Annotated in this window: 23 protein-coding genes and 1 riboswitch; of the genes, 7 read left to right on the forward strand and 16 right to left on the reverse strand. The window is 68.3% G+C overall.

The genetic code is table 11. The features are described from left to right. Positions 1–286: 286 nt before the first annotated feature. From LFM09_RS41200 to LFM09_RS41210, 3 genes are all read right to left on the reverse strand, one after another. Positions 287–1627 carry a polysaccharide lyase 6 family protein gene (locus tag LFM09_RS41200; protein WP_414102078.1) on the reverse strand — a complete coding sequence of 447 codons (1341 nt, stop codon included), beginning with the start codon at positions 1625–1627 and terminating at the stop codon, positions 287–289. Positions 1628–1761: 134 nt separating this feature from the next. Beyond that, positions 1762–3108: a polysaccharide lyase 6 family protein gene (locus LFM09_RS41205; RefSeq protein WP_414102079.1), complete on the reverse strand. Its 1347-nt coding sequence runs from the start codon at positions 3106–3108 to the stop codon at positions 1762–1764. Positions 3109–3151: 43 nt separating this feature from the next. Beyond that, on the reverse strand, positions 3152–3586 hold the full coding sequence (locus LFM09_RS41210) for an NUDIX hydrolase (protein ID WP_414102080.1): 435 nt from the start codon (positions 3584–3586) through the stop codon (positions 3152–3154). Positions 3587–3832: 246 nt separating this feature from the next. On the opposite strand from LFM09_RS41210, the gene LFM09_RS41215 reads away from it, so the two are divergent. From LFM09_RS41215 to LFM09_RS41235, 5 genes are all read left to right on the forward strand, one after another. Then, positions 3833–4765 carry an SPFH domain-containing protein gene (locus tag LFM09_RS41215; protein ID WP_414102081.1) on the forward strand — a complete coding sequence of 311 codons (933 nt, stop codon included), beginning with the start codon at positions 3833–3835 and terminating at the stop codon, positions 4763–4765. After that, the gene (locus tag LFM09_RS41220) at positions 4765–4992 is read left to right on the forward strand and encodes a hypothetical protein (protein ID WP_414102082.1); all 228 of its coding nucleotides are present in this window, start codon (positions 4765–4767) and stop codon (positions 4990–4992) included. The genes LFM09_RS41215 and LFM09_RS41220 overlap by 1 nt, the downstream gene beginning before the upstream one ends. A gap of 177 nt (positions 4993–5169) precedes the next feature. Then, the gene (locus LFM09_RS41225; RefSeq protein ID WP_414102083.1) at positions 5170–7434 is read left to right on the forward strand and encodes a glycoside hydrolase family 3 N-terminal domain-containing protein; all 2265 of its coding nucleotides are present in this window, start codon (positions 5170–5172) and stop codon (positions 7432–7434) included. A 135-nt stretch (positions 7435–7569) separates the two neighbouring features. Then, complete coding sequence (rpsT, locus tag LFM09_RS41230; protein ID WP_414102084.1) at positions 7570–7836, forward strand: 30S ribosomal protein S20; 267 nt, start codon at positions 7570–7572, stop codon at positions 7834–7836. 99 nt (positions 7837–7935) lie between these two features. Continuing rightward, positions 7936–9207: a cytochrome P450 gene (locus LFM09_RS41235; RefSeq protein ID WP_414102085.1), complete on the forward strand. Its 1272-nt coding sequence runs from the start codon at positions 7936–7938 to the stop codon at positions 9205–9207. Between the two features lie 594 nt (positions 9208–9801). On the opposite strand, the gene LFM09_RS41240 is transcribed toward LFM09_RS41235, so the two are convergent. Next, on the reverse strand, positions 9802–9954 hold the full coding sequence (locus tag LFM09_RS41240) for a hypothetical protein (protein WP_414102086.1): 153 nt from the start codon (positions 9952–9954) through the stop codon (positions 9802–9804). A 34-nt stretch (positions 9955–9988) separates the two neighbouring features. Further along, positions 9989–10966, reverse strand: a complete 978-nt coding sequence (holA, locus tag LFM09_RS41245; RefSeq protein ID WP_414102087.1) for a DNA polymerase III subunit delta — start codon at positions 10964–10966, stop codon at positions 9989–9991. A 77-nt stretch (positions 10967–11043) separates the two neighbouring features. Further along, positions 11044–11163: riboswitch (SAM riboswitch) on the forward strand. A gap of 11 nt (positions 11164–11174) precedes the next feature. On the opposite strand from holA, the gene thrC reads away from it, so the two are divergent. Beyond that, on the forward strand, positions 11175–12431 hold the full coding sequence (gene thrC / locus LFM09_RS41250) for a threonine synthase (RefSeq protein WP_414102088.1): 1257 nt from the start codon (positions 11175–11177) through the stop codon (positions 12429–12431). An 89-nt stretch (positions 12432–12520) separates the two neighbouring features. After that, the gene (locus LFM09_RS41255; protein WP_414102089.1) at positions 12521–13027 is read left to right on the forward strand and encodes a hypothetical protein; all 507 of its coding nucleotides are present in this window, start codon (positions 12521–12523) and stop codon (positions 13025–13027) included. Positions 13028–13037: 10 nt separating this feature from the next. Here LFM09_RS41255 and LFM09_RS41260 read toward each other — a convergent pair whose 3' ends face one another. From LFM09_RS41260 to LFM09_RS41310, 11 genes are all read right to left on the reverse strand, one after another. After that, a complete protein-coding gene (locus LFM09_RS41260) occupies positions 13038–13202 on the reverse strand; it encodes a hypothetical protein (protein WP_414102090.1) in 165 nt (54 codons plus the stop codon). Continuing rightward, positions 13172–15784, reverse strand: coding sequence for a DNA internalization-related competence protein ComEC/Rec2 (locus LFM09_RS41265; RefSeq protein WP_414102091.1), 2613 nt, complete (start codon positions 15782–15784; stop codon positions 13172–13174). The genes LFM09_RS41260 and LFM09_RS41265 overlap by 31 nt, the downstream gene beginning before the upstream one ends. 1111 nt (positions 15785–16895) lie before the next feature. Further along, positions 16896–17597 (reverse strand): helix-hairpin-helix domain-containing protein, encoded by a 702-nt coding sequence (locus LFM09_RS41270; RefSeq protein ID WP_414102092.1) that lies wholly within the window; start codon positions 17595–17597, stop codon positions 16896–16898. Positions 17598–17684: 87 nt separating this feature from the next. Continuing rightward, entirely contained in the window at positions 17685–18578 is an 894-nt protein-coding gene (locus tag LFM09_RS41275; protein WP_414102093.1) for a DegV family protein, read from the reverse strand. Positions 18579–18598: 20 nt separating this feature from the next. After that, positions 18599–19312, reverse strand: a complete 714-nt coding sequence (gene octT, locus LFM09_RS41280) for a diglucosylglycerate octanoyltransferase (RefSeq protein WP_414102094.1) — start codon at positions 19310–19312, stop codon at positions 18599–18601. Next, positions 19309–19914: a histidine phosphatase family protein gene (locus tag LFM09_RS41285; RefSeq protein ID WP_414102095.1), complete on the reverse strand. Its 606-nt coding sequence runs from the start codon at positions 19912–19914 to the stop codon at positions 19309–19311. The genes octT and LFM09_RS41285 overlap by 4 nt, the downstream gene beginning before the upstream one ends. An 8-nt stretch (positions 19915–19922) precedes the next feature. Then, complete coding sequence (rsfS, locus tag LFM09_RS41290; RefSeq protein ID WP_414102096.1) at positions 19923–20309, reverse strand: ribosome silencing factor; 387 nt, start codon at positions 20307–20309, stop codon at positions 19923–19925. Between the two features lie 141 nt (positions 20310–20450). Beyond that, positions 20451–20654 (reverse strand): cold-shock protein, encoded by a 204-nt coding sequence (locus LFM09_RS41295; RefSeq protein ID WP_030468099.1) that lies wholly within the window; start codon positions 20652–20654, stop codon positions 20451–20453. Positions 20655–20739: 85 nt separating this feature from the next. Continuing rightward, entirely contained in the window at positions 20740–21321 is a 582-nt protein-coding gene (gene nadD / locus LFM09_RS41300) for a nicotinate-nucleotide adenylyltransferase (protein WP_414102097.1), read from the reverse strand. Between the two features lie 178 nt (positions 21322–21499). Next, positions 21500–22669: a cytochrome P450 gene (locus LFM09_RS41305; RefSeq protein WP_414102098.1), complete on the reverse strand. Its 1170-nt coding sequence runs from the start codon at positions 22667–22669 to the stop codon at positions 21500–21502. A gap of 16 nt (positions 22670–22685) precedes the next feature. Next, the gene (locus LFM09_RS41310) at positions 22686–23951 is read right to left on the reverse strand and encodes a glutamate-5-semialdehyde dehydrogenase (RefSeq protein WP_414102099.1); all 1266 of its coding nucleotides are present in this window, start codon (positions 23949–23951) and stop codon (positions 22686–22688) included. Between the last annotated feature and the right edge of the window lie 54 nt (positions 23952–24005).

The following is a 24005-nucleotide window of genomic DNA, read 5'->3' on the forward strand; positions in this document are numbered from 1 at the left end:
GGCACGCTGTTGAGTTCTCAAAGAACACGCGCACACCGCAGTCACATCAGCTTTACGCTGACTTACTTCCGGGGCTGTGTGTTTGAAGCTTATTTGGTCTCGCTTGCCGGTGTCAAATCGGCCTCTAGGAGGCTTGTTCTCTCCGGCTTGTGCCCCGCTCGTTCCGGTTTTGATTTCCGGCCCGTTCCGCGCTGGCAGAGAGAACATTACACAAGCCCGTTTCGATCTCCAAATCGGGGGGTCCTGGTGGCCGCGAAACGTGCGACCACCAGGACAAATGCCCGCGTCAGGGCGCGGAGACCCCGACATCCGACGGAGTCAGGGGCTTCCGGGAAGCCGACGAGCTGTACTCGTCCGCCCCCACATCAGGCTTGCCGACGCGCGACTGCGGGTCGAAGTCCCGGGTCACGTACGAGTACGTGCCCGCGGAAGTCTCGATCGCCGGACTGCCGGAGGAGAGACGCAGCAGACCGTTGGAGTCGCGCACCAGCTTCGGGTCGACGGACCGGTAGCCGGAGGAGATGCCGGCGGTGCCGCCCCAGATGATGTTGCCCTCGTACTTCACCGTCGAGCCGCTCATCATGTCGACGAACTTCGACGACGAGCCCTTGATGATGTTGTTCGCGAACACGCAGTCCTTCGGCGCGTAGGTACCGGTGTCGGCCTCGACCACGGCGCCGGTGCCGATCAGGGTGTTGAACGCGACCGTCACGCGGTCGGGCCGGTCGTGCAGCTTCGAGGTCGGCCCGCTGTCGGTCTCCGAACCCTTGCCGAAGACGATCGCGCGGTCACCGGTGTTCTCGACGTGGTTGTTGAACACCTTGTGGTCGTTCCCGTGGAACCGGATGCCGCTGTTGAACAGCAGGTTGCCCTCGACCGCGGTGCGGTGGCCGTGGCGCAGCACGATGTAGCCCTTGCTGTTGCGGATCGTGTTGAAGCGGACCGTGTTGTCCGACGACTTCACCGAGATGGCCTCGGGATCACCGTTGGCCTTGTCGAAGAGGTTGTGCTCGATGACCGCGTAGGCGGAGAGCTGTTGCTTGTAGCTGTAACCGAGCCGGATCGACTCGCCGCCGTTCAACCCGCTGTAGCTGTGGTTGTAGAAGTAGTTGTGGTGGACCTTCGTCCGTTGGGCGATCTTGCCGTCAGGCCCGGCGATCTGCAGGTAGACGCCCTCGTTCGTGCGGTTCGAGAACGTGTTGTGGTCGACCTCCACGTCGTTGGCGCTGACGGTGAGCGAGGCGCCGCTCTTGTCGCCGTTGTAGGTGTTGCGGGTGATGCGGGTCCCCTCGGCCTCCGCCGGCACGACGAGGGAGCTGGTGCCGTCGAAGACGAAGCCCTCGATGGTCACGCCGCGCACCGCGCCGAGCTCGAAGCCCCCGGTGCGGAACACCGCCCCGCCCGCGCGCTGCGCCGCGACGGTGATCTTCGACTTCGTGATCTTGATCGGCTTGTCGGCGCGGTGCACGCCGTTCGTCAGCACGATGCGCTGACCGGGTACTGCCGTGTCGAGCGCGGCCTGCAGGGAGGACGCGCTCGACACGGTGACGACCGCCGCGACGGCGGGCGCCTGGACGAAGGACGACAGCAGGGCGGCCGCACCCACTGCGGCCAGTGATCGGATCATTCGCCAACTCCTATGGTGGCCCGTCAGCAGCGGTGGGCCGAAAGTACTGCGGAGTTAGCACAGACGGGGCAGTTCAGCGGAGGCCGCTTGCCCCGTCCAGCGAAGAAGGATCCGATGACTGCCCTCAGGGGCAGTTACGGCGCCGAAGGTCCGACGTCAGCCTTCGTGAGCGGCTTGCGCGTCGCCGACGTGCTGTATTCGTCCGCACCGACGTCCGGCTTGCCGACGCGCGCCTGCGGGTCGAAGTCACGCGTCACGTAGGAGTAGGTGCCGGCCGACGCGTCGATCGCCGGGCTGCCCGACGCGAGGCGCAGCAGGCCGTTGGCGTCACGCACGAGCTTCGGGTCCGCGGACTTGTAGCCGGAGGAAGGCATGCTGCCGCCGGTACCGCCCCAGATGACGTTGCCCTCGTACTTCACGGTCGAACCGCTGTGCATGGAGACGACACCGCCCGACGAGCCGCGGATGATGTTGTTCGCGAGCACGCAGTCCTTCGGCTTGAAGTCACCGCCGTCGCTGTCGACCACGGCACCGGTGCCGATCAGCGTGTTGAACGCGACCGTCACGCGGTCCGGGCGGTCGTGCAGCTTCGAGGTGGGACCGCTGTCGGCTTCCTTGCCGGAGCCGAACACCATCGCGCGGTCGCGGGTGCTCTCCACGTAGTTGTTGTAGATCTTGTGGTCGTTGCCGTGGAACCGGATGCCGCTGTTGAAGAGCAGGTTGCCCTCGACCGTGGTGCGGTGGCCGTGGCGCAAGACGATGTAGCCCTTGCTGTTGCGGATCGTGTTGAAGCGGACCGTGTTGTCCGACGACTTGACCGAGATGGCCTCGGCGTCGCCGTCCGCCTTCTCGAACAGGTTGTGCTCGACGATCGCGTTCGCCGACTTCGACTGCTTGTGGCTGTAGCCGAGCCGGATCGACTCGCCGCCGTTCGCACCGGAGAACTGGTGGTTGTAGAAGTAGTTGTGGTGGATCCAGGTCCGCTTGGCGATGTCGCTGCCGGGCCCGGTGATCTGCAGGTACACGCCCTCGTTGGTGCGGTTCTGGAACGTGTTGTGGTCGACCTGCACGTCGTCGGCGCTCACGCTGAGCGAGGCACCGTCCTTGTTGCCCGAGTACGTGTTGCGGGTGATGCGCGTGGCCTGCGCCTCGACCGGCACGTCCAGCTTGCTCGTGCCGTCGAAGACGAAGCCCTCGATGGTCACGTTCTTGACGGCGCCGAGCTGGAAGCCGCCGCTGGTGAACACCGTGCCGCCCACGGTCTGCGCGGCAACGGTGATGTCGGACCTGGTGATCTTGACGGGCTGGTCGGCCAGGTGCACGCCCTTCGCGAGCACGAGGCGCTGACCTGGCCGGGCGGAGTCGATCGCGGCCTGCAGGGAGGACACGGTCGAGACGCCGACGACAGCCGCATGGGCAGGGACGTGGACGAAGGAGGCCAGCAGGGCAACCGCGCCGACTGCGGCCAGTGATCGGATCATTCGCCAACTCCATTGATGGGTCGTCGGCGGCGGTAGACGTAAGTTACCGCAAGATTCCGGCAGCTGGGGTAGTTCGGTACAAGCCAAGGGCCGTATCAACCGACGGCATGCGCTCCAGTTGTCCGATGTCTGCGAGCGGGAACCACTGCGCAAGATCGGTCGTGCCACCCACCTCGTGGCGCAGCACGCCACCCACGATCCGAACCTCGTACATGATCCGCAGCGCGTGGTAGTCGCGGTCGGGCTCCTCGCGGAACTCCGAGTCGATGCCGAGCAGCCGCACCACCTCGACGTCGAAGCCGGTCTCCTCCTCGAACTCGCGGATGACGCCGTCGTACGGGTGCTCGCCGTGGTCGATTCCGCCGCCGGGAAGGATCCACTGCCTGCCTTCCCGCGCGATGAAGCGCGCGAGCAGGATCTCGTCGTTGTCGTTGATGCACACCCCGTACGCGGCCACACGCTGCTTCTTCGCCCTCATGCCAACTGGACTATCACAAACCGGCAGCCGAGATCGTCAGAACAGCTGATCGCTTCGGTCGTCACCGCGTCGAACGACACCCCTCCGCAGTTGCTCGCCATCACGAAGGGCTGTGCCGGCGTACATCCGCCCGATCCGTGTCCGGTCACCGACATCCCGCGCTGACCCACACCCCGCACGCGACCCGGCTGGCGATCATGTCAGAAAAGTGATATCACTTAGATACTACTTCGCTAGGGGGTCTGGATGAGCGCAACCATCGAAACGACAGTGCACATGCCGGCACCTGTCGTGCGTGAGAAGCACGCGCGGGAGCTGCCCGGTCTGCCGATGTTCCTCGCAGGACTGGTGGTGTTCGCGGTGGGCGTGTGGGTGCTGGTGGACCCCGTGATCAGCACGGTGGACGTGGGCGGGACGCCGTCGGCCGGGATCCTGGTCGTGATGGTGCTGCTGTTCCTGGCGGCGGCGCTGATCATGCGGGGCCTGTTCACCGTCGCGCCCGGCGAGGCGCGGGTGCTGCAGTTCTTCGGCCGTTACGTGGGCACGGTGCGCACGGACGGTCTGCGGTGGGTGAACCCGTTCACCACGCGGGAGAAGATCTCGACCAGGATCCGCAACCACGAGACGACGGCGCTCAAGGTCAACGACGCCGACGGCAACCCGATCGAGATCGCGGCCGTGGTCGTGTGGCAGGTCGAGGACACTGCGCGCGCACGGTTCGAAGTGGACGACTTCGTGCGGTTCGTGGGCATCCAGACGGAGACCGCCGTACGGCACATCGCGACGAGCTACCCGTACGACAACCACGAGGCGTCCGGGCTGTCGTTGCGGGAGAACGCGGACGAGATCACCGAGACGCTCGTGATCGAGATCGCCGCACGGGTGCAGTCCGCGGGCGTGAAGGTGATCGAGTCGCGACTCACGCACCTCGCGTACGCGCCGGAGATCGCGCACGCCATGTTGCAACGGCAGCAGGCTTCCGCGGTCGTGGCGGCACGAACGCGGATTGTCGAAGGCGCGGTCGGCATGGTCGAGCTCGCGTTGCAGCGGCTCTCCGAGCAGAACGTCGTCGAGCTCGACGAGGAGCGCAAGGCGGCGATGGTGTCGAACCTGCTCGTCGTCCTGTGCGGTGACCGATCCACTCAGCCCGTGGTGAACGCAGGGTCGCTCTACACCTGATGGCTGAGCGCAAAAGCGTTCTGCTCAGGCTGGATCCGGCGGTGCACGACGCGTTGAGCAGGTGGGCGAACGACGAGCTGCGCAGCACCAACGCGCAGATCGAGTTCCTGCTGCGACGTGCGCTGTCGGAGGCGGGCCGGCTGCCCAAGGAGGCGAAGAAGATGCCTCGGCGCGGCCGTCCGCCGAAGGAACCTGACCACAAGGCCGAGGACGATCAGACCGACTAGCGCGTGCGGTCGGGCTGATGGATGAAAAACAGTCGTCGACCCGGAGCATTCCGGGCGACTGAACAGGCGTTTCACCAGCATGAAACCGCTTCCACGGAGTTCCTCCGTTCGGGGGTGTTCTTGTCCGACTCCTCCACGCGATCGTGTGCGGCGGGCGCACGGGAACGTGGAGGAGTCTTGTCTTTGTTTTCCCGCAAGCGCGCCGGTCTCGGCGTGCTGGGCGTTGCTGTGCTGTTCGCGTCGCTGACACCGGCTGGTGGTCTGGCGGCGGGCAAAGAGATCTATTTGGACGCTCGGGCGTCGAGCGAGCGGCGGGTGGAGGACCTGCTGCGGAGAATGACGCTCGAGGAGAAGATCGGGCAGATGGCGCAGATCCGCGTCGGGAAGCTGCGCGGTGACTGCAACAACGTCAACGGGGCGTTGGTCGAGTCCTGCATGAAGGCGGTGCTGCAGGACGCGAAGGTCGGCTCGATCCTGTCCGGCGGTGGTGACGCGCCGCTCGAGAACACGCCCAAAGCGTGGGCCGAGATGAACAACGCCATCCAGCGCTATGCGTTGGAGAACAACAGGTTGAAGATCCCGATCATCTACGGCGCGGACGGTGTGCACGGGCACAACAACGTCATCTCCGCAACGATGTTCCCGCACCAGATCGGGCTCGGCGCGACTTGGAACCCCGCTCTGCAGGAGCAGATCGGTGTGTCCGCATCGAAGGCGTTGCGCGCGACGGGTGTGTTCTGGAACTTCGCGCCGGTGTCGGACATCGCGCGTGACACTCGTTGGGGCCGTTACTACGAGACGTACAGCGAGGACCCGTTCCTGTCGGGTCAGCTGGCCGCCGCGAACGTGCGCGGGCAACAGTCCCGTGTGGACGACACGGCGCAGTTGACCGCGACGGCGAAGCACTTCGCGGGCTACTCGGCACCGGCGAACGGGCACGACCGCGCTGCCGCCCAGATTCCGATCCGGCAGCTGCAGGACGTCGTGCTGCCGTCGTTCCAGGCGCAGTTCGACGCGGGCGTGCGCACGGTGATGATCAACTCCGGTTCGGTCAACGGTGTGCCGGTGCACGCGTCGAAGTACATGCTGCAAAAGCAGCTGCGCGAGAAGATGGGCTTCAAGGGCGTCGCGGTTTCGGACTGGCAGGACATGAAGTACCTGGTGGACCGGCACAAGGTCGCGCCGGACTACAAGACGGCGATCGCGATGAGCGTCAACGCCGGTGTGGACATGGCGATGGAGCCGTCGAACGCGGCCGAGTTCACGTCGCTGCTGCTGGCGAACGTTCGCGACGGTTCGGTGTCGCGCGGGCGGATCGACCAGGCGGTGCGCCGGGTGCTGAAGCTCAAGTTCGACCTGGGGCTGTTCGAGAAGCCGTACGTCGACCCGGCCAAGGCCGACGGCAACGTGGTGAACGTCGACCGGGATCTGGCTCGAAAGGCGGCAGCCGAGGGCACCGTGCTGCTGAAGAACGACGGCGTGCTGCCTCTGTCTTCCGCGGCGAAGAAGATCGTCGTGACCGGCGAGACCGCGGACGACGTGCGCCGCCAGCTCGGTGGCTGGACCGTGGAGTGGCAGGGGGTGCCGGACGACTCACCGCTGCCGCCGACCGCGACGGTGCTGACCGGTGTTCGTGAGGCCGTTCCTGGTGCGTCCGTGGTGCACGCTGCTACTCCTGCGGCGGCTGTCACTGAGGCTGCCGGCGCGGACGCGGTAGTGGTCGTCCTGGGTGAGAAGCCTGGTGCGGAGGGTCCTGCCGACACGGAGAACCCGGTGCTGACGCCGGAGCAGCAGGCTTGGGTCGACGCGGTGCAGGCGACCGGCAAGCCGGTGGTCGTGGTGCTGCTGACCGCACGTCCGCAGGTGCTCGGCGGGGCGGCGGACGCGAACGCGCTGGTCGCGGGCTGGTTGCCGGGCAGCGAGGGTGGCCGGGCGATCGCGGACGTGCTGTTCGGCGCGGTGAACCCGAGCGGCAAGCTGCCGATCTCGTGGCCGAAGGCGCTGGGCGACCCGACGCTCACCTACGACCAGCTGCCGGGCGCGAACACGTCGGCGGGCGCGAAGTACGACCCGCTCTACGCGTTCGGGCACGGGCTGTCGTACACCTCGTTCACCACGTCCGGTGCGGCGGTTTCGGTTGATCGGCGTGACGGCGTGGTGAAGTTCACGGTGGCGAACACCGGTGGGCGTGCGGGCACGGCGATCGTGCCGGTCTACGTGCGTCAGCCGGCCTCGCCTGTGCTGACGCCGGACCAGCGGCTGGTGGGCTTCGCCCGCGTGGAACTCGCTGCGGGACAGTCGAAGCAGGTCGAGGTGTCGTTCAAGCTGGAGCAGCTGGCGCTGACCGTGGGCGATGTGGACGGCGACGGGCGGCGTGAGGTCGCGCGTGGCGGGTACGAGGCCGTGGTGGGTGCGGAGAAGGCCGCGTTCACGGTGCGCTGAACAGGCCTGATATCCTTCGTCGTCGTGAACGCGCGGCACTCCGCCGTGGAGGAGAGCCGGCCCAGGAGAAGTTGTCCTGCCGGTGCCGATCAAGCGCGTCACGAACTCCGGTTTCGACAAGAAGGGTGATGTCGCATGGCGAACATCAAGTCCCAGCTCAAGCGGATCAAGACCAACGAGAAGGCTCGCCTTCGCAACAAGTCGGTCAAGTCGTCCCTGAAGACGGCCATCCGCAAGTTCCGCGAGGCTGCCGAGGCCGGTGACAAGGCGAAGGCCCTGGAGCTGCTGCAGGACGCGTCCCGCAAGCTCGACAAGGCCGCCAGCAAGGGCGTCATCCACGCCAACCAGGCCGCCAACAAGAAGTCGGCGATGGCCCAGCGCGCCAACAAGCTCGAGGGCTGATCTCGCTCTGAGCCTCTGAGAAGGGCCCACTCTCCGTTGAGTGGGCCCTTCTCGCTGTTTCGGTGGCCTGGCGCGTGCGGTGCGTGACAGCGTCCGAACATGAAGGTGCCTTTTCTCGGCGACACGCTGGAGTACATGCGCAGCCCGGTGGACTGGGCGCGAGACCGCTACGACCGGTTTGGGCCGGTGTCGACGGTGCCGATGTTCGCCGTGCGGATGACGGTCGCGCTGGGCCCGGACGCCACCGAGGAAGTGCTGCTCAACCGGGACAAGGCCTTCTCCAACGGCGGGGGCTGGGAGAGGTTCATCGGGCCGTTCTTCCACCGCGGCCTGCTGCTGCTCGACTTCGACGAGCACCTGCACCATCGGCGGATCATGCAGCAGGCGTTCCTGCCGGCGCGGCTGGGCGCCTATCGCGAGCGGATGACCCCGGCAGTCGCGCGTGAGCTGGCGTCGTGGCCGGTCAGCGCCCGGTTCGAGGCGTACCCGGCGGTGCGCGAGATGATCTTCAACCTCACGTCCGAGGTGCTCACCGGCTCGGGGCTCGGCGCTGAGGCCGACGAGGTGAACCGGCTGTTCGAAGCGTGTCTGCGCGCCTCGACGGGAGCCGTGCGCTTCCGCTTCCCCGGACTGAGCTGGTCTCGCGGGCTGGCGGCCCGGCGGCGCCTGGAGACGATCTTCGGCGCGTGGGTCGCCGAGCGGCGCGCCGCCGGTGGGCCCGCCGACAACCTGCTCAGCATGCTCTGCGCGGCCGCCACCGACGACGGCGACCGGTTCACCGCTCAGGACGTGGTCAACCACATGATCCTGTTGCTGCTGGCGGCGCGGGACACGTCGACCATCGCTTTGTCGACGATCATGTACTACCTGGCGCGGCACCCCGAGTGGCAGCAGCGGTGCCGTGAGGACGGCTCCGCGCTGGAACTGGTGCGCAAGGAGGCGCTGCGGCTCGCCCCGCCGCTGCCGCACCTGGTCCGGCGCGTGGTGCGGCCGACCAGCGTGCTGGGACATCCGCTGGCCGTTGGCAGCTACGTCCAGACGATTCCACAGTTCAACCACCACATGCACGAGCTGTGGACGAACCCGATGGCGTTCGACCCGATGCGGTTCAGCGAGGAGCGCGCCGAGGACAAGGTGCACCGGTACGCCTGGCTGCCGTTCGGCGGCGGTGTGCACAAGTGCATCGGGATGCACTTCGCGGGCATGGTGGTCGACGCCGTGATGCGGGAGTTGCTGGAGCGCTTCGAGTGGTCCGTCGAGGCCGGCTACGAGATCCCGTGGAACCGCCGCGGTCTGCCCTTTCCGGCGGATGGACTGCCGGTCCGGTTGACCAGTAGGCACAGGAGCCATGGAATCGCTCCCGCGCATTGACTTCGTCGAGCTGCACGACCTCGACGGCACGCCACCCGTCCTGTGCACCCTGCACACGGAGTCCATCGCGTTCATCTAGCGGCTGACGGACGCCGCGCGGGAGTACGCGGTCCCGTTGGCGCTCGCCCTGCGTTCCGGTGCCGACCACCGGATCGTCGACCTGTGCGCGGGATCGGGCGGGCCGGTGCCGTTGATCCAGCGCCGGCTGCATCGCGAGGGCATCCACACCCGCGTCACGCTGACCGACCTGGTGCCGAACGTGGCTGCGTTCCAACGGGTTCAAGCTTCGAACCGGCGCGCGGTGCCCGACTCGTGCTGCTCGGTCGACCACGAGTCGTCGTCCGTTGACGCCACGGACTGCTCGGTCGAGGGGACGCGCACGATCTACGGCGCCTTCCACCACTTCCCGCCGCCGCTGGCCACGCGGATGCTGCAGAACGCCGTCGACACCCGCTCCCCGATCGTCGTCGTGGACACCAGGCGGTCGTTCGTCTATCCGCTGTTGTTCCCGTTCCTGACGACGCTGATGGCGCTGATCTCCGCGCCGTTCCAACGCAATTCCCTGCCGCGCTACCTGCTGCGGCTGGCGTTGACCTACGTCGTGCCGGTGCTGCCGTTCATGATGTTCTTCGACAGCGTCGTGTCGTTCCTGCGCATGTACGGACGCGCGGAACTGCGGCGGATGGTCGACGGCCTGTCCGGGACCGACACGTTCACCTGGACCATCGGCGTCGTGCCCGGCTTCACCGGCGCGCAGCACCTGATCGGGATCCCGCGTTGGTCAGCGACGGCCGTGGGCGGCGACGATCCTGAGCACCGCGCGCTCGAGCGCGTAGTCGGCGTCCGCCGCCACGCCCTTCACGTCCGCGTTCAGCCCCGCGACCACCTGCATCGCGTCGGCGAGACCGCCCTGATCCCAGCCGCGGGCCTGAGCCTGCGCCTTCTTGATCTTCCACGGCGGCATGCCGAGCGGGCCGGCCAGGCTGAACGGATCTGCTCGCCCCACCGCGGACACCCGCGCGACCGTGCGCACCGCGTCCGCCAGGGCGTCCGCGACCAGCACGTGCGGCACGCCGAGCTGCATGGCCCAGCGCAACGCCTCCATCGCGCCCGCCCGGTCACCGGTCACGGCCTTCTCGGCGACCGCGAACCCCGTCACCTCTGCCTTGCCCTGGTGGTACCGGCGGATCTCCTCGACCGTCACCTTGCCGTCGGTGTCCGACACGAGCTGCGACGACGCCGCGGCGAGCTCGCGCAGGTTCGTGCCCACGGCGTCGATGAGCGTGGCAACGGCCTCGGCGTCGATCTTGCCGCCCGCCCGCCGCACCTCGTTGCGCACGAAGGCCTCCCGATCACCGGGCTTGGTGATCTTGCCGCACTCGGTGACCGCGGCACCGGCCTTCTTCAGTTGTCCGGGCAGGTCCTTGGCCGCCTTGCTGCGCCCACCGCCCGTGTGCAGGACGACGAGCGTGACCCCGTCCGCGGGCGCCTTGACGTAGGAGAGCACCGTGTCGGCGACCTCCTTGCCGATGTCCTGCGCGTTCTGCAGGACGATCACCCGGCCCTCCGCGAACAGCGACGGGCTGACCAGTTCGGCCAGCTCCGGAGGCGTGAGATCAGTCACCTGCACACGGGTCAGATCGGCGGTCGGATCGGCCTCGCGTGCCGCCTCAAGAGCCGCTCGAACAGCACGTTCGACCAGCAACTCCTCCTCGCCGACGACGAGGTGCAGTGACTCCGGTGCGCTCACGCTCCGCATCCTCCCACGTCCCGGATCGTGGACGTTGGTGGCTGAGCAACCGACGGTTGCCGTAGCTTGGTGCCCACAACTGAACACCTTCATCCAGAGGGGCAGAGGGAACGGCCCGACGAAGCCCCGGCAACCGGCGTCAGCGCTACGCGCAGGCGATCACGGTGCCAATTCCGACCCGTTCGATTTCGCGGGAAAGATGAGGAGATACCTCGCGATGACTGCTGTCACTGTGCCCTCGAGCACGAAGTTCGACCTTGGCCCCGCCCGTGCACTGCTGTGCCGTGAGTGCGGAAATGAGACTCCTCTCGCTCCGGAGTACGCCTGTCTGGAGTGTTTCGGGCCGCTGGAAGTGGCCTACGACTTCGGGAAGATCCGGCGCGAGGACATCGAAGCCGGCCCCAGGTCGATCTGGCGCTACCGCGGCCTGCTCCCCGTTCCGTCCACTGTGGAACAGCACCCGAACACCGACCCCGGCGGCACCCGCCTGGTCGAGGCCCACAACCTCGCCAAGGCCCTGGGTGTGCGCAAGGTCTGGGTGAAGGACGACACCGGCAACCCCACCCACTCGTTCAAGGACCGCGTGGTCGGTGTAGCGCTCGCCGCCGCCCGCGAGCTCGGCTTCAAGGTGCTGGCCTGCCCGTCCACCGGCAACCTGGCCAACGCCGTGGCCGCGGCCGCAGCCCGCGCCGGCTGGCAGTCGGTGGTCCTCGTTCCCTCCAATCTCGAGCGCGCCAAGATCCTGATGAGCGCCGTCTACGAAGGCGCCCTGATCGCCGTCGACGGCAACTACGACGACGTGAACCGCCTGGCCCAGGAACTCGCCGCGGAGCACGAGGACTGGGCGTTCGTGAACGTGAACGTCCGCCCGTACTACGCGGAGGGCTCGAAGACCCTCGGCTACGAGGTCGCCGAGCAGCTCGGCTGGCGCCTGCCCGACCAGATCGTCGTGCCCATCGCCTCCGGCTCACAGCTCACCAAGGTCGACAAGGCGTTCCGCGAACTGGGCCAGCTCGACCTGGTCGAAGCCACCCCGTACCGCGTGTTCGGCGCCCAGGCCACCGGCTGCTCGCCCGTGTCCGCCGCGTACAAGGAAGGCCACGACGTCATCCGCCCGGTCCGCCCGGACACCATCGCCCGCTCGCTGGCGATCGGCGCCCCGGCCGACGGCCCCTACGTCCTCGACGCGGTCCGCCGCACGGGTGGCGCCATCGAGGACGTGACCGACGAAGAGGTCGTCGAGGGCATCAAGCTCCTCGCCCGCACCGAGGGCATCTTCGCCGAGACCGCCGGCGGCGTGACCGTGGCGACCGCGAAGAAGCTGATCGAGTCGGGACAGCTCGACCCGGACGGCGAGACCGTGCTGCTGATCACCGGCGACGGCCTCAAGACGCTGGACGCGCTCGGCGACACGATCGGGCCGCGGGCGACGGTGCCGCCGTCGGCCGAAGCCGTCATCAAGGCGCTGGCTTAATCACCTCTCCTTCCGGTCCGGGGACGTTCACGCGTCCCCGGACCGCGTTGTGCCAGCTTGTGTTGGCCGAGTCCTGTCATGCTGTGGATGTGGACAGGTGCCCTTCCTGCTCCGGGCCACTCACGGGCCGGACCGTCAGGCAGACCTCCCCTGACGACCCGATCAGGGCGCGCCGCAAGGAGATCCGCGAGCTTCGGCAGTGCGAGACCTGCGGGCGCCCAGCTTGGCGGCTCGAAGGTGACACGAGCTCGTGGACCGACGGCGGACCATCGCTCCGCGAGCACGACTACCTGTTCTCCGCGCTCGGACCGCTTCCTCGGCTGTGGGCCTTCATCGCCCACAGCGAGACCCAGGCCGCGTTGGACGCCCAGTTGCGGACCGAAGTCGCTGACGGACACCCGCTGGTCGGCAAGACCGTCGCCGCGATCGCTCGCTGCGATCGTTGCGACGACGTGCTCTACAGCGTCGAGGAAGACCCCGCGTGGTTCACCGTGGTCCACCTCACCTGGCAATCGGTTCCAGACAGGCCGCCATGGCCGTGGAGCGACCCAGTTTCCCTGCCGTTAGCCGAAGGCCTCCTCGACCACTGTCACTGAACGCGTTGTGTCACAAGGCAATCTCGTCCGTCTTGGTCCAGCCTGTGCGCGGGAATCGTTGCAGGCCGTCCATCACGTGCGGGCCGAACGGTTCGACGTTCGCGCGCCACGCCACGATTCGTTGCGGCCACGGGGCTTCCGCCTTCAGCAGGTTGTAGTGGTAGTCGTGCCACACGTTCGGCGCGATTCGCAGGTCGTCGTCGAACACGTGCTCGGCGACGAGGTCGTACGCCTCCTCCGGTTTGGCGGCCTCGGTCGGCGGCAGCACGTGCGTGAGAGTCGCCTTGTAGGTGAGGGCGCGGGTGCCGTCTTCGAGCGTTTCGCAGATGTAGTAACCGAAATCGGGTTTGAGTTCGTCGTGCGGCCACGGGGTCGCCGTGTAGCCCGGCTGCCACATCGCCCACGCGAAGCCAGGCGTGCCACCGGGAATCGGGTAGCGCGCGTTGTGAAGCCTGATCCAGACCATGTTCTTCTCCTTCGTACGATTCGGTTTCCCGGCAACACGGCCAGGTCGCCGTCCTTGTCCGTGCGCAACACCAGTGCGCCGCCCGCACGCAGCTCGTTGATCACGTGCGGGCTCGGGTGGCCGTAGCGGTTGCCCGTGCCGACGCTCACCAGCGCCACTCGCGGCCGCACGGCCTTGAGGAACGCGGGCAGCGAGTACCGCGAGCCGTGGTGCGGCACCTTGAGCACGTCGGCTCTCAGGTCCCGCTCCCCCAGCAACGCCGCCTGGCCGGCCAGTTCGACGTCACCGGTGAGCAGCACACGGCCTGCTCTCGTATGTGCTTTCAGCACGAGCGAGTAGTCGTTCACCGTCGTGTTCGTGTCGCCGGCGGCCGGTGGCCGTCGAGGGCCAATCACCTCCACTTCCAGTCCGGGCCAGGCGAACCGCTCGCCCGCCTTCGGTTCCACCACCCGCACGCCGTGCTTGGCGGCCTGCCTTCTCACCTCCCGCCACGCCCACGCGGGCTCTTTGAGAGGCCCGACCGCCACCGCGCCCACCGCACGCCCGGTGAGCACCGCTTGCAGTCCGCCGACGTGGTCCGCGTGCAGATGCGTGAGCACCACCAGCGGAATCCTCTTGATTCCCAACGTCTTCAAGCACCGGTCGACCGCACCGGGATCGGGGCCGGTGTCGACCACGACCGCCCGGTCGGCGTCGTTCGTCGCGAGGACCAGCGCGTCGCCCTGACCCACGTCGCAGCTGACGACCTTCCAGTCGTCCGGCGGCCACACCGGTGCCACGACCTTCAGCGGCACCAGCACCACGAACCCGCCCACGAGCACCGCGACCACCAGCGCCCGCGTCTTCTTGAACCGCAGCAACAACACCGCCGTGCCGATGGCCACGACGAGCGCGATCGCCCCGACCCAGCCCTCAGGCCAGCCGACCGACGCGCCGGGCACGCCTGCTGCCTGCCGTCCCACCTGGACCAGCCAGGTGATCGCGGGTCCCGCGACGTGCACGACCAGTTCGGCCGCTCCGGGCCAGATCGGCGCGACGACCGCCGCGATCACACCCAGCACCGTCGCCGGCGCCACCACCGGCCCGGCGATCAGGTTCGCCACGACCGAGATGAGGCTGACCTGGCCGGACAACCCGGCGACCAGTGGAGCGGTGGCCAGGCTCGCGGCCGTGGGGATGACGATCGCCTCGGCCAGCCCGCTGGGGATGCCACGTTCCTTCAGCGCCCGCGCCCACTTCGGCGCGACGAGCACCAACGCCGCCGTGGCCACCACCGACAACGCGAAACCCGGATCGCCTCCGAGCGCGGGATCGACGAGCACCAGCACGAGCACCGCGGCCGCGAGGCTCGGCAACGCGGACCGCTGTCGTCCCAACACCAACGCCAGCAACGCAACCGCACCCATCACGGCCGCTCTGAGGACGCTGGGTTCAGGCCCCGCCAGGAGCACGAACCCGACGAGTGCCACCATCGCCGCCACCGCTGCCGTGCGTGGCCCGGTCCTGAACCGCCGGACGAGCAGGTACACCGCGCCGCACACGATGGCGAGGTTCGCGCCGCTCACCGCGAGCAGATGAGCGAGGCCCGCGGTGCGGAACTCATCCACGATGCGCGGCACCATCTGTTCGGTGTCGCCCACCACGAGCGCGGGCAGCAGTCCTGCTTCTTCGTCGTCGAGAACCGCACTGGCGTCGCGCAGACCGTCCCGGAGGCCGTCCGCCCAACGTTGCCAGGGCGGTGCCGGCTGAGGGTCGATCGGCGGCCCGCGAACCCTCAACAGTGCCGACGTCAGGTCGCCGGCTCGCGGCGGCGCGAGCGTGCCCTTGGCCGTGACTTTCTGGCCTGGCAACAGGTCCCGCCACTTGGCCGCTGGAGCGAGCAGGACCAGTTGGGCGCCGTTCGCGGTCGCCGTGATGACCACGTGGTCCACTCCGGCCTGGTGTCCACCGAAGCCCGCGGCCCTGATGCCCCGCGGTCTGGTGGTGAGCTCGGCGGTGAGGGTGGTGGCGCGGCCTTCGTTGGCGGCCAGGCGAAGCGGGTGGGTTTCGGCTCTCAGGACGTTGCTGCCCACCCAGGCCGCCGCCACCGGTCCGGAGATCAGCAGGGCTATCGCGCAGGTCCTCGTCCACCACGCTCTGCGCCAGGCTGCCAGGCCGATGGCGCCGGCGATCAGGCCGGTGGCGACCGCCGACTGCCAGCTCAGGAAGAGGCCTGCCACCGCTGTCGCCCACACGGCTGCGGCGGCGGGGACCAGGCGGTAGTCGTGGGTTACCGGATGTCGGCGGACCATCGGCTCCTCCCCTGACTCACGCGTGTGGGATCACAGGTCGGGCTGCCTTGGCGTGGTTCGGGGGTTTCGGACGTCGCACGGTGAGGACCGGTGGGAGTCCGTGACTCGATGAGCGGAGGTCGGCCTGCTGGGTCGTGCCATGTGACTTCGAGGTAGGTCCGTTGACCGACTGTGGGAGGGCATGACGCTGCGGGTGCGGAAACCGCGTCGGTGGCCGGACGAGCCGCCGGGACGTGGGGCAGTGCGATGGGTTGAGGTGTGGCTCGGCTGGTGATGCGGACGGACGGCATGACTTTCTCCAAGGGTGGTTGGCGAGTGGTTGGGGTGTTCAAGGGCGCGTGGGTGGTGCGTGCAGAGCTGCGGCTGCGGCGGCGGGAGGCGCCAGCGTCGAGAGAACGGTTCGGACGGAGGTCAGCAGCGGCTGAAGTGGCTAAGGGCCTGCCGGGCGCGGACGGCACAACGGGTCCTGGCGGTCGACGGGGTCGTAGCTGTGAGAGGGCATGACGCCGCGCTTGTGGAGGGGGCTACGGGCCGTGGTGTGGCTTGGCTGGTGATGCGAACGGATTGCATGACCTTCTCCAGGGGTGGTGGGGGCGAGCCAAGGGCGCGTGGGTGGTGCGTGCAGGTCTGCGGCTGGGGAGGGAGGCGCCAGCATCGAGAGAACGGTTCGGCTGGAGGTCAGCAGCGGCTGAAGTGGCTAAGGGCCTGCCGGGTGCGGACGGCACAGCGGGTTCTGGTGGTCAGCGGGTAGAGGCAGGGTGCAGGGGTTGGTAAGGCCATGAGGAGGTGGCGGGCCGCCCTGCCGCCTGTACGAGCGAGGCAGGTGATGGAGGGGCGGTCGCGACGAACGGGCCGAGAGGGCCTGGCGGAGATGTTCGGCCCGTCTGGCCGGCAGACGCGAGCGTCGGCGTTGGGCCTGGTGATGGCGGGGCAGGCGATGGACGGAGCGAAGGCCTCGCTGAGGTGCGGGGCCGCCCTGGCCAGCGCGTGGTGAGGGCGGGCGAGGGTAGGTGGCGGGATTGGGCGTGGCCGGCCGCATTGGTCGCGGGGTCCGGTGGGGCGGGAGGTTGGCCCTGAAGGAGGTTGAGAGCGTCAGGTTGGGTGGTGCTGGTCAGGTGTGGACCATGTCGGACAGCTTGGCGAGTTTGGAGTCGCCTATGCCCTCTACCTCGCGGAGTTGGTCCACCGAGGCAAAGGGGCCCTTGCGGGTGCGGTGGTCGACGATTCGTTGGGCCGTCACCGGGCCCACGCCGGGGAGGGCGTCCAGTTCGGTCGCGGTGGCCGTGTTCAGGTTCAGCTTTGGCGGGAGGGCGGCGGCGGCTGGGGCTGCTTGGGGCGGGATACCCACGGCCAGCTGTTCGCCGTCGGTGAGTTTGCGGGCCAGGTTCAGGTTGTGGAGGTCGGTGCCGGGTTTCAGGCCTCCGGCGAGGCGGACCGCGTCGGCCACTCGGGCGCCCGAGGTCACGGTCACCAGGCCCGGGGTGGTGACCTCGCCGATCACGTTCACGACCAGTTCGGGGGCGGCCGCGGCCGTGGTGCTCACCAGGGCGAGGTCGGGGGCCGGTTCCGCGGCTGGGCTCCGCCACCAGGAGGCCAGGCCGATCACGGCGCAGGCGACCGCCACGCCGATGGCCAGCAGGCTGCGGCGCGGGAGGCGTGGGAGGTGGGGCAGGGCGAAGCGGCGGCGGGGTGGGCCGTGTTCGTCGGAGGTCTCGGAGCGTGCGAAGACCAGGGTCGGGTCGGCGGTCACCTTGGCGGCCAGGGCGGCCAGGCGTTCGCTCGGGCGGTCGTCCTGGTGGGGGCGGGGGAGCATGTGGGGGACGTTACGGAGTGGGGTGGGCGGGGAGGCGGGGGTGACTCCGGGGCTGTGGGTTACTCGCGGGTTGTGGACAGGTCGCGATCACTCGCCGGTCGGGGGCGGGGAATTGTCGGGGGTCTGTGGGAGGATGTCGGGTCCTCCCGGCAGCACCACCACGCCCAACACACCTGGGCCTGTGTGTGCGCCGATCACCGCGCCCACCTCGGAGATCACGCAGCCGGTTGAGCCGGGCAGGCGTTCGTCGAGACGGGTGGCCAGTTCGGCGGCGCGTTCGGGAGCCGCCAGGTGGTGCACGGCCAAACCAACCGGGCCGTCACCGGCCGCAGCGGCGGCGAGATCGACCAGGCGGCCCACGGCACGGCTCATCGTGCGCACCTTCTCCAGCGGCACGATCCGGCCGTCGTCCACGTGCAGCAACGGCTTCACGGCCAGCGCGGTCCCCACCAGTGCCGCCGCCGTACCGATCCGCCCTCCCCGGCGCAGGTGGTCCAGGGTCTCGACGCAGAAGAACGTCCGCGTCTGCCGCGCAGCGGAGGTGGCAGCGTCCTCCACCTCGGCGTGCGAGCGCCCGGCAGCAACGGCCGCACACGCGCGCAACACCGCGAACCCGAGACCCATGCCCGTCGAACGCGAGTCCACGACGCGGATACGTGAGGGATCGATCTCCTCCGCCGCCAGCCGTGCGGCCTCCCACGTCCCGGACAGCTCACGAGAGAGATGCACCGACACGATCGCGTCCGACGACGACAGCACGTCGCGGTAGACGGAAGCCATCTCGCCCGGTGTCGGCCGCGAGGTGGTCACCCGACGATGCTCAGCCAGGGCACTCGCCAGCTCGAACGGACCGAAGTCGACGCCGTCGAGGCGCCCCGCACCGTCCACCGCCACGTGCAACGGCACCACGGTGATCGAATGGCGCTTCGCGAACCCCTCGGGCAGGTATGCCGTGGAGTCGGTGACGATGGTGATGCGCACGAGCGACGAGCCTACGGCCCTCACTCCTCCGAGGAACTCAACGCCACGGACGAGATCAGCGCGGCCATGGCTTTACCCACCAGTTCGTGCCCCTCCCAGCCCCAATGCATCCCGTCCGGATTTCCGGCACCGGACCGCACGTGCTCCCCGATCACGGCCGGCAGATCCAGCAACGGCACCTCCGCACGTGAGGCCCACCCACGCACAGCCGCAACCGCAGCCGCGTGCCCCTGATGCGCGTGCGCATACGTAGGCGCCCGATGCACCGAAGGCACGATCCCCACCGCCGGCATCGTGTACTGAAGATTGCGCACCGACTGCAGCATGTCCCGCAGATACCGCGCAGTCAGCGCAGGAGGCAGCGACGCACGCGCGTAAGGCGCCAACAGCGGTTGAGCCGCGACATATCGCGCACGCACCCACCGCCGCAACCAGTCCGGCCTCACATAACGCAGCCCCTCACGCAGATACGTGGGCAACGGCGACGGCAGGGTGTCCATGCTGCCCACGGCGAACACCAGCACGTCCGTGGAAGGCAGCAACGACCAGATCCGCGGGTCCCCGGTCAACGCCCACCAGGCGTCCCGAGCCGTCCACCCGAACCCGGCCGCCAGCTCCGCGGACCCACCCAGCGACGAAGCACAGATGTTGTGCCACAACCGCGGATGATCAGCGGGCAACGGCCCGGAAGGTCCGAAGAACGACAGCGAGTCCCCGAGGACGAGCAGTCTCAACGCGTGGTGCCCGCGTTGTACGACGACAGCCGCCACCGGTCGTTGCGCCGGGTGAACACGGTCCAGTGGCAGTTCGAGATGCCGCCGAGCTGCGACCAGTTCGCCACCGGCAGGTCGAGCAACCGCCCGGTCAACGCGCTGATCAGGCCACCGTGCGCGCACAGCAGGACGGTGTCGGAGAACTCCGCGTCCACCTCGCGCACGACCTGGATCGCCCGCTCGGCCACCTCGACCCGTGACTCACCGTCCGGCGGCGTGTAGGTCGGATCGGTGCGCCACTCGGTGATCGCGCCGGGCCACTCCTGCTCCACCTCGGCCGTGGTCAGCCCCTGCCACTTGCCCAGATGCGTCTCGCGCAGCCGTTCGTCGATCCGCAACGGAACGTCCGCGGACGTCGTGAACACACGGGCGGTGTCGCGCGCGCGTTGGAGATCGGAGGCGACCACGATCTCCGGTTCGAACCCGGCGAGCACCGGGACGGCGAACCTGGCCTGGTTCAAGCCGGTCTCGGTGAGCGCCGAGTCCAGATGACCCTGCAGACGACCTGTCGCGTTGTAGTCGGTCTCACCGTGCCGCCACAGCACGAGCCGGCTCAGGGCCATCCTCTACCTCATTCAGCCGAAGACGACTCGGCGGGCACGCCAGCGTCGAACTCGATGCGCGGGCAGTCCTTCCAGAGCCGCTCCAGGCCGTAGAAGCTGCGTTCTTCGACGTGCTGGACGTGCACAACGACGTCGACGAAGTCGAGCAGCACCCACCGGCCCTCACGGGCCCCTTCGCGGCGCACCGGCTTCGTGCCGGACTCCCGCATCTTCTCCTCGATGTTGTCGACGATCGCGCCGACCTGCCGCTCGTTCGGAGCGGACGCGATCACGAACACGTCCGTGATCACGAGCTGGTCGGAGACGTCGAGCACCGTCACGTCGTGCGCCTTCTTGTCGGCCGCTGCGTTCGCCGCGACCAGCGCCAGCCGTCGTGCCTCGTCGGTGGCTGCCACGTCACTCCTCTGACTTCCGGCGGGCGTCGATACGCCCACACGAGTTACTGAGAGTACCGGCGACCGCCAACGCTTACGTCACACGCGGGCATGAGGAAGGCCACCCCAGCGCCCTGGAGTGGCCTTCACCTGCGCCGAAGCTTAGAGCGGGCGGACCTGCTGGGCCTGCGGCCCCTTCTGGCCCTGACCGACCTCGAACTCGACCTTCTGGTTCTCCTCGAGCGACCGGAAACCCTTGGACTGGATCTCCGAGTAGTGCACGAAGACGTCTGCCGAGCCGTCGTCGGGCGCGATGAAGCCGAAGCCCTTCTCGGCGTTGAACCACTTCACGGTGCCTGTAGCCAAAGTCTTGCCTTCCACGAACCAGCAACAACCCGCTGATTGTTGCTCCCCTGGGCCACGGATGCACGCAAAATCCACTCGAACGTGGTTACGACTCGGAGTAGAGGCCCGTTTTCGCGATGTACTGGACAACACCGTCCGGGACCAAATACCAGACCGGCTGGCCTGAGGCAGTCCGTGCGCGGCACCCGGTCGACGAGATCGCCATGGCCGGGACCTCGACCAACGACACCGCTCCCGGCGGCAGGTGGTGGTCGTTCAACGTGTAGCCCGGACGGGTGACCCCGATGAAGTGGGCCAGTTCGAACGCGTCCGCGGCGCGTTTCCACGACAGGATCTGCTCCAGCGCGTCGGCACCGGTGATGAAGAACAGGTCCGCGTCCGGGTACTGCTTCTTGAGGTCCGTCAGCGTGTCCACCGTGTACGTGGGGCCGTCGCGGTCGATGTCGACGCGGCTGACCGAGAACCGGGGGTTGGACGCGGTGGCGATGACCGTCATCAGATAGCGGTCCTCAGCGGCGGAGACCTCCCGCGACGCCTTCTGCCAGGGCTGACCGGTCGGCACGAAGATCACGCGATCCAGGTCGAAGCGGGCCTGGACCTCACTCGCGGCCACGAGGTGACCGTGGTGGATGGGGTCGAACGTGCCACCCATGACGCCGATGCGCATCGAATCAGCGTAGACGGGCGCCGACCGCTCCCATGGTCAGGCGCCCGTCGTGCCGATCACACCGGACGGCCCAGGGGGAGGACGGGCCGTACGGGTCGCGGCCCACCCCGAAGCAGAGCCGCGCGATGGAGGAACGCTCGCGCCGGTTCCTCCTTACGCGGTTCGGCCAAGATTTTTCTCACCAGCCGACGACGAGCTTCAGCGGGCCCCTGACCAGCGAACCCTTGCGGAACTCGACCGGTTCCTCCAGCCGCAGACCGGGCATCCGGCGCAGCAACGTCCCCAGCGCCACCTGCAGCTCCATCCGCGCGAGCTGCGAGCCGAGGCAGAAGTGGATGCCGTGCCCGAACTGCAGGTGCTGGCCCACCTCGCGTTCGAGGTCCAGCTCGTCGCTCTTCGGGTACACCGACTCGTCGTGGTTCGCTGACGACACGACCACGAGCACGGCGTCGCCTTCCTTCACGAGCGCGTTGCCGACCTGGACGTCCTCGGTGGCGATGCGGGTGAAGCCGGCGCCGCTGCCCAACGGGATGAACCGCAGCAACTCCTCGATCGCGTTCGGCAGCCCGTCCGGGTTCTCCCGCAGGCGCTTCATGGCGTCCGGGTGGTCGAACAACGTGACGACGCTGTTCGCGAGCATGTTCGCCGTCGTCTCGTGCCCGGCGACGAGGAGCGTGATGCCGAACCGCACGAGCTCGTCCTCGCTGAGCCGGTCCTCGTTGTCACGAGCGGCGACGAGCGCACTGATCAGGTCGTCCGCAGGTTCCGCACGGCGTTTCGCGACGAGGTCGGTGAAGTACGCGTGCAGCTTCAACATGCCGTGCATCGCCTCTTCGGGCGTGTGGCCGCCGACCGTCGCCAGCACCATGTCCGACCACTTGCGGAAGTCCTCGCGGTCCTCGAACGGCACCCCGAGGAGCTCGCAGATGACCGTGATGGGGAACGGCAGGGTGAAGCCCTCGACCAGGTCGCCCGGGTTGTCCAGGCGGTCGAGCAGGTCGTCGGTGATCTGCTGCGCCCGCGGCCGAAGCTCCTCGACGCGGCGCACCGTGAACGCCTTGGACACCAGGCGGCGCATGCGCGCGTGGTCCTGGCCGTCGTGCGTGAGGATCGACCCGCCGGGCGCGATGAGGGGCTGCATCCGCGGCACGTCCTGGTTGATCGTTCGCGCTCGGCTGAACCGCGGGTCGCCCAGGACGAACTTCGTCTCTTCGTATGACGTGACGAGCCAGCCCTCGCCGCCGTACGGGTACGTCACGCGCGTGACTGGTTCATCACGCCGTAGTCGTTCGTACGTCGGGTCGAGGACCAGGCCGTCAGTTTCGGAGAACGGGTAGGTGGGAGCCATATCTCCGAAGGTAGAGCTACGCCTTCGGGCGCGTGTGACCTTCGCCCCAGACGACCCATTTCGAGGACGTCAGCTCGGATAGGCCCATCGGACCGCGCGCGTGCAGCTTCTGCGTGGAGATGCCGATCTCGGCACCCATGCCGAACTCCGCGCCGTCCGTGAACGCCGTGGAGGCGTTGACGAACACCGCCGCCGCGTCCACACGCGTGGTGAACTTCCGTGCTGCCGCAACGTCATTCGTCACGATGGCCTCGCTGTGGCCGGAGCCGTACGTGGCGATGTGGCGCACCGCTTCGTCCAGCGAGTCGACGACCTTCGCGGCGATGTCGAGGCTCAGGTACTCGGTGCCCCAGTCGTCGTCGTTGGCCTCTAGCACGTCGGGCTGCTGAGCGAACGTGGCGTCACCGTGGATGATCACGCTCTCCTGCTGCAACGCCTTGGTGATGCGCGGGACGAACTCGTTCGCGACGTCCTTGTGCACCAAGAGGGATTCCGCTGCGTTGCACACGCTCGTGCGTCGCGTCTTGGCGTTGAGAACGATGGCCTCGGCCATGTCGAGGTCGGCGTGCGAGTCCACGTACACGTGGCAGTTGCCGACGCCGGTCTCGATCGTGGGAACCGTCGCCTGCTCGACGACCGCGTTGATCAAACCCGCGCCACCACGGGGAATCACCAGGTCGACCAGGCCGCGCGCGGTGATGAGGTGGGTGACGGAGGCGCGGTCGTGGCACGGCAGGAGCTGCACGGAGTCGGCCGGCAAGTTCACGCTTTCGAGTGCATCGCGGAGTACCGCGACGAGCGTGGTGTTGGAGTTCTCGGCGGTCGAGGAACCCCGCAGCAGCGCGGCGTTGCCCGACTTCAGCGCGAGACCGGCGGCGTCGACCGTGACGTTCGGGCGGCCCTCGTAGACCATGCCGACGACGCCCATCGGGACGCGGACCTGCTTGAGCTCCAGACCGTTCGGGAGGATGCCGCCACGGAGCACCTCACCGACTGGATCCGCTTGTCCCGCAACCGTTTCGAGGCCTTTCGCCACACCCTCGACGCGGGAGGGGTTGAGCGTGAGGCGGTCCAGGATGTTGTCCGGCAGGCCGGCTGCCTTGCCCGCTTCGAGGTCCTTCTGGTTGGCCTCGATGATCTCCGGCGCGCGCTCGCGGAGAGCGGCGGCCATCGCGTGCAGCGCGCTGTCCTTGCGCTCACGGGTGGCGAGGACGAGTTCGTCGGCGGCGACGCGGGCGCGGCGGGCTGCGGCGTGCACCTGGTCGCGCAGGTCTTCAGTCACGTGGAACAGCTTACGACCTGCAGTTGGAGAGCCGAGACCGGATTTCGCGGCCCT

Source organism: Lentzea alba (assembly GCF_047445655.1).
GTDB lineage: Bacteria > Actinomycetota > Actinomycetes > Mycobacteriales > Pseudonocardiaceae > Lentzea > Lentzea alba_A.

What these genes read in the sequence shown, in the direction of transcription:
- LFM09_RS41200 (WP_414102078.1), bottom strand. Translation starts at nt 1,627, where the DNA reads ATGATCCGATCACTGGCCGCAGTGGGTGCGGCCGCCCTGCTGTCGTCC.
- LFM09_RS41205 (WP_414102079.1), bottom strand. Translation starts at nt 3,108, where the DNA reads ATGATCCGATCACTGGCCGCAGTCGGCGCGGTTGCCCTGCTGGCCTCC.
- LFM09_RS41210 (WP_414102080.1), bottom strand. Translation starts at nt 3,586, where the DNA reads ATGAGGGCGAAGAAGCAGCGTGTGGCCGCGTACGGGGTGTGCATCAAC.
- LFM09_RS41215 (WP_414102081.1), top strand. Translation starts at nt 3,833, where the DNA reads ATGAGCGCAACCATCGAAACGACAGTGCACATGCCGGCACCTGTCGTG.
- LFM09_RS41220 (WP_414102082.1), top strand. Translation starts at nt 4,765, where the DNA reads ATGGCTGAGCGCAAAAGCGTTCTGCTCAGGCTGGATCCGGCGGTGCAC.
- rpsT (WP_414102084.1), top strand. Translation starts at nt 7,570, where the DNA reads ATGGCGAACATCAAGTCCCAGCTCAAGCGGATCAAGACCAACGAGAAG.
- LFM09_RS41235 (WP_414102085.1), top strand. Translation starts at nt 7,936, where the DNA reads ATGAAGGTGCCTTTTCTCGGCGACACGCTGGAGTACATGCGCAGCCCG.
- holA (WP_414102087.1), bottom strand. Translation starts at nt 10,966, where the DNA reads ATGCGGAGCGTGAGCGCACCGGAGTCACTGCACCTCGTCGTCGGCGAG.
- thrC (WP_414102088.1), top strand. Translation starts at nt 11,175, where the DNA reads ATGACTGCTGTCACTGTGCCCTCGAGCACGAAGTTCGACCTTGGCCCC.
- LFM09_RS41265 (WP_414102091.1), bottom strand. Translation starts at nt 15,784, where the DNA reads ATGGTCCGCCGACATCCGGTAACCCACGACTACCGCCTGGTCCCCGCC.
- LFM09_RS41270 (WP_414102092.1), bottom strand. Translation starts at nt 17,597, where the DNA reads ATGCTCCCCCGCCCCCACCAGGACGACCGCCCGAGCGAACGCCTGGCC.
- LFM09_RS41285 (WP_414102095.1), bottom strand. Translation starts at nt 19,914, where the DNA reads ATGGCCCTGAGCCGGCTCGTGCTGTGGCGGCACGGTGAGACCGACTAC.
- nadD (WP_414102097.1), bottom strand. Translation starts at nt 21,321, where the DNA reads ATGCGCATCGGCGTCATGGGTGGCACGTTCGACCCCATCCACCACGGT.
- LFM09_RS41305 (WP_414102098.1), bottom strand. Translation starts at nt 22,669, where the DNA reads ATGGCTCCCACCTACCCGTTCTCCGAAACTGACGGCCTGGTCCTCGAC.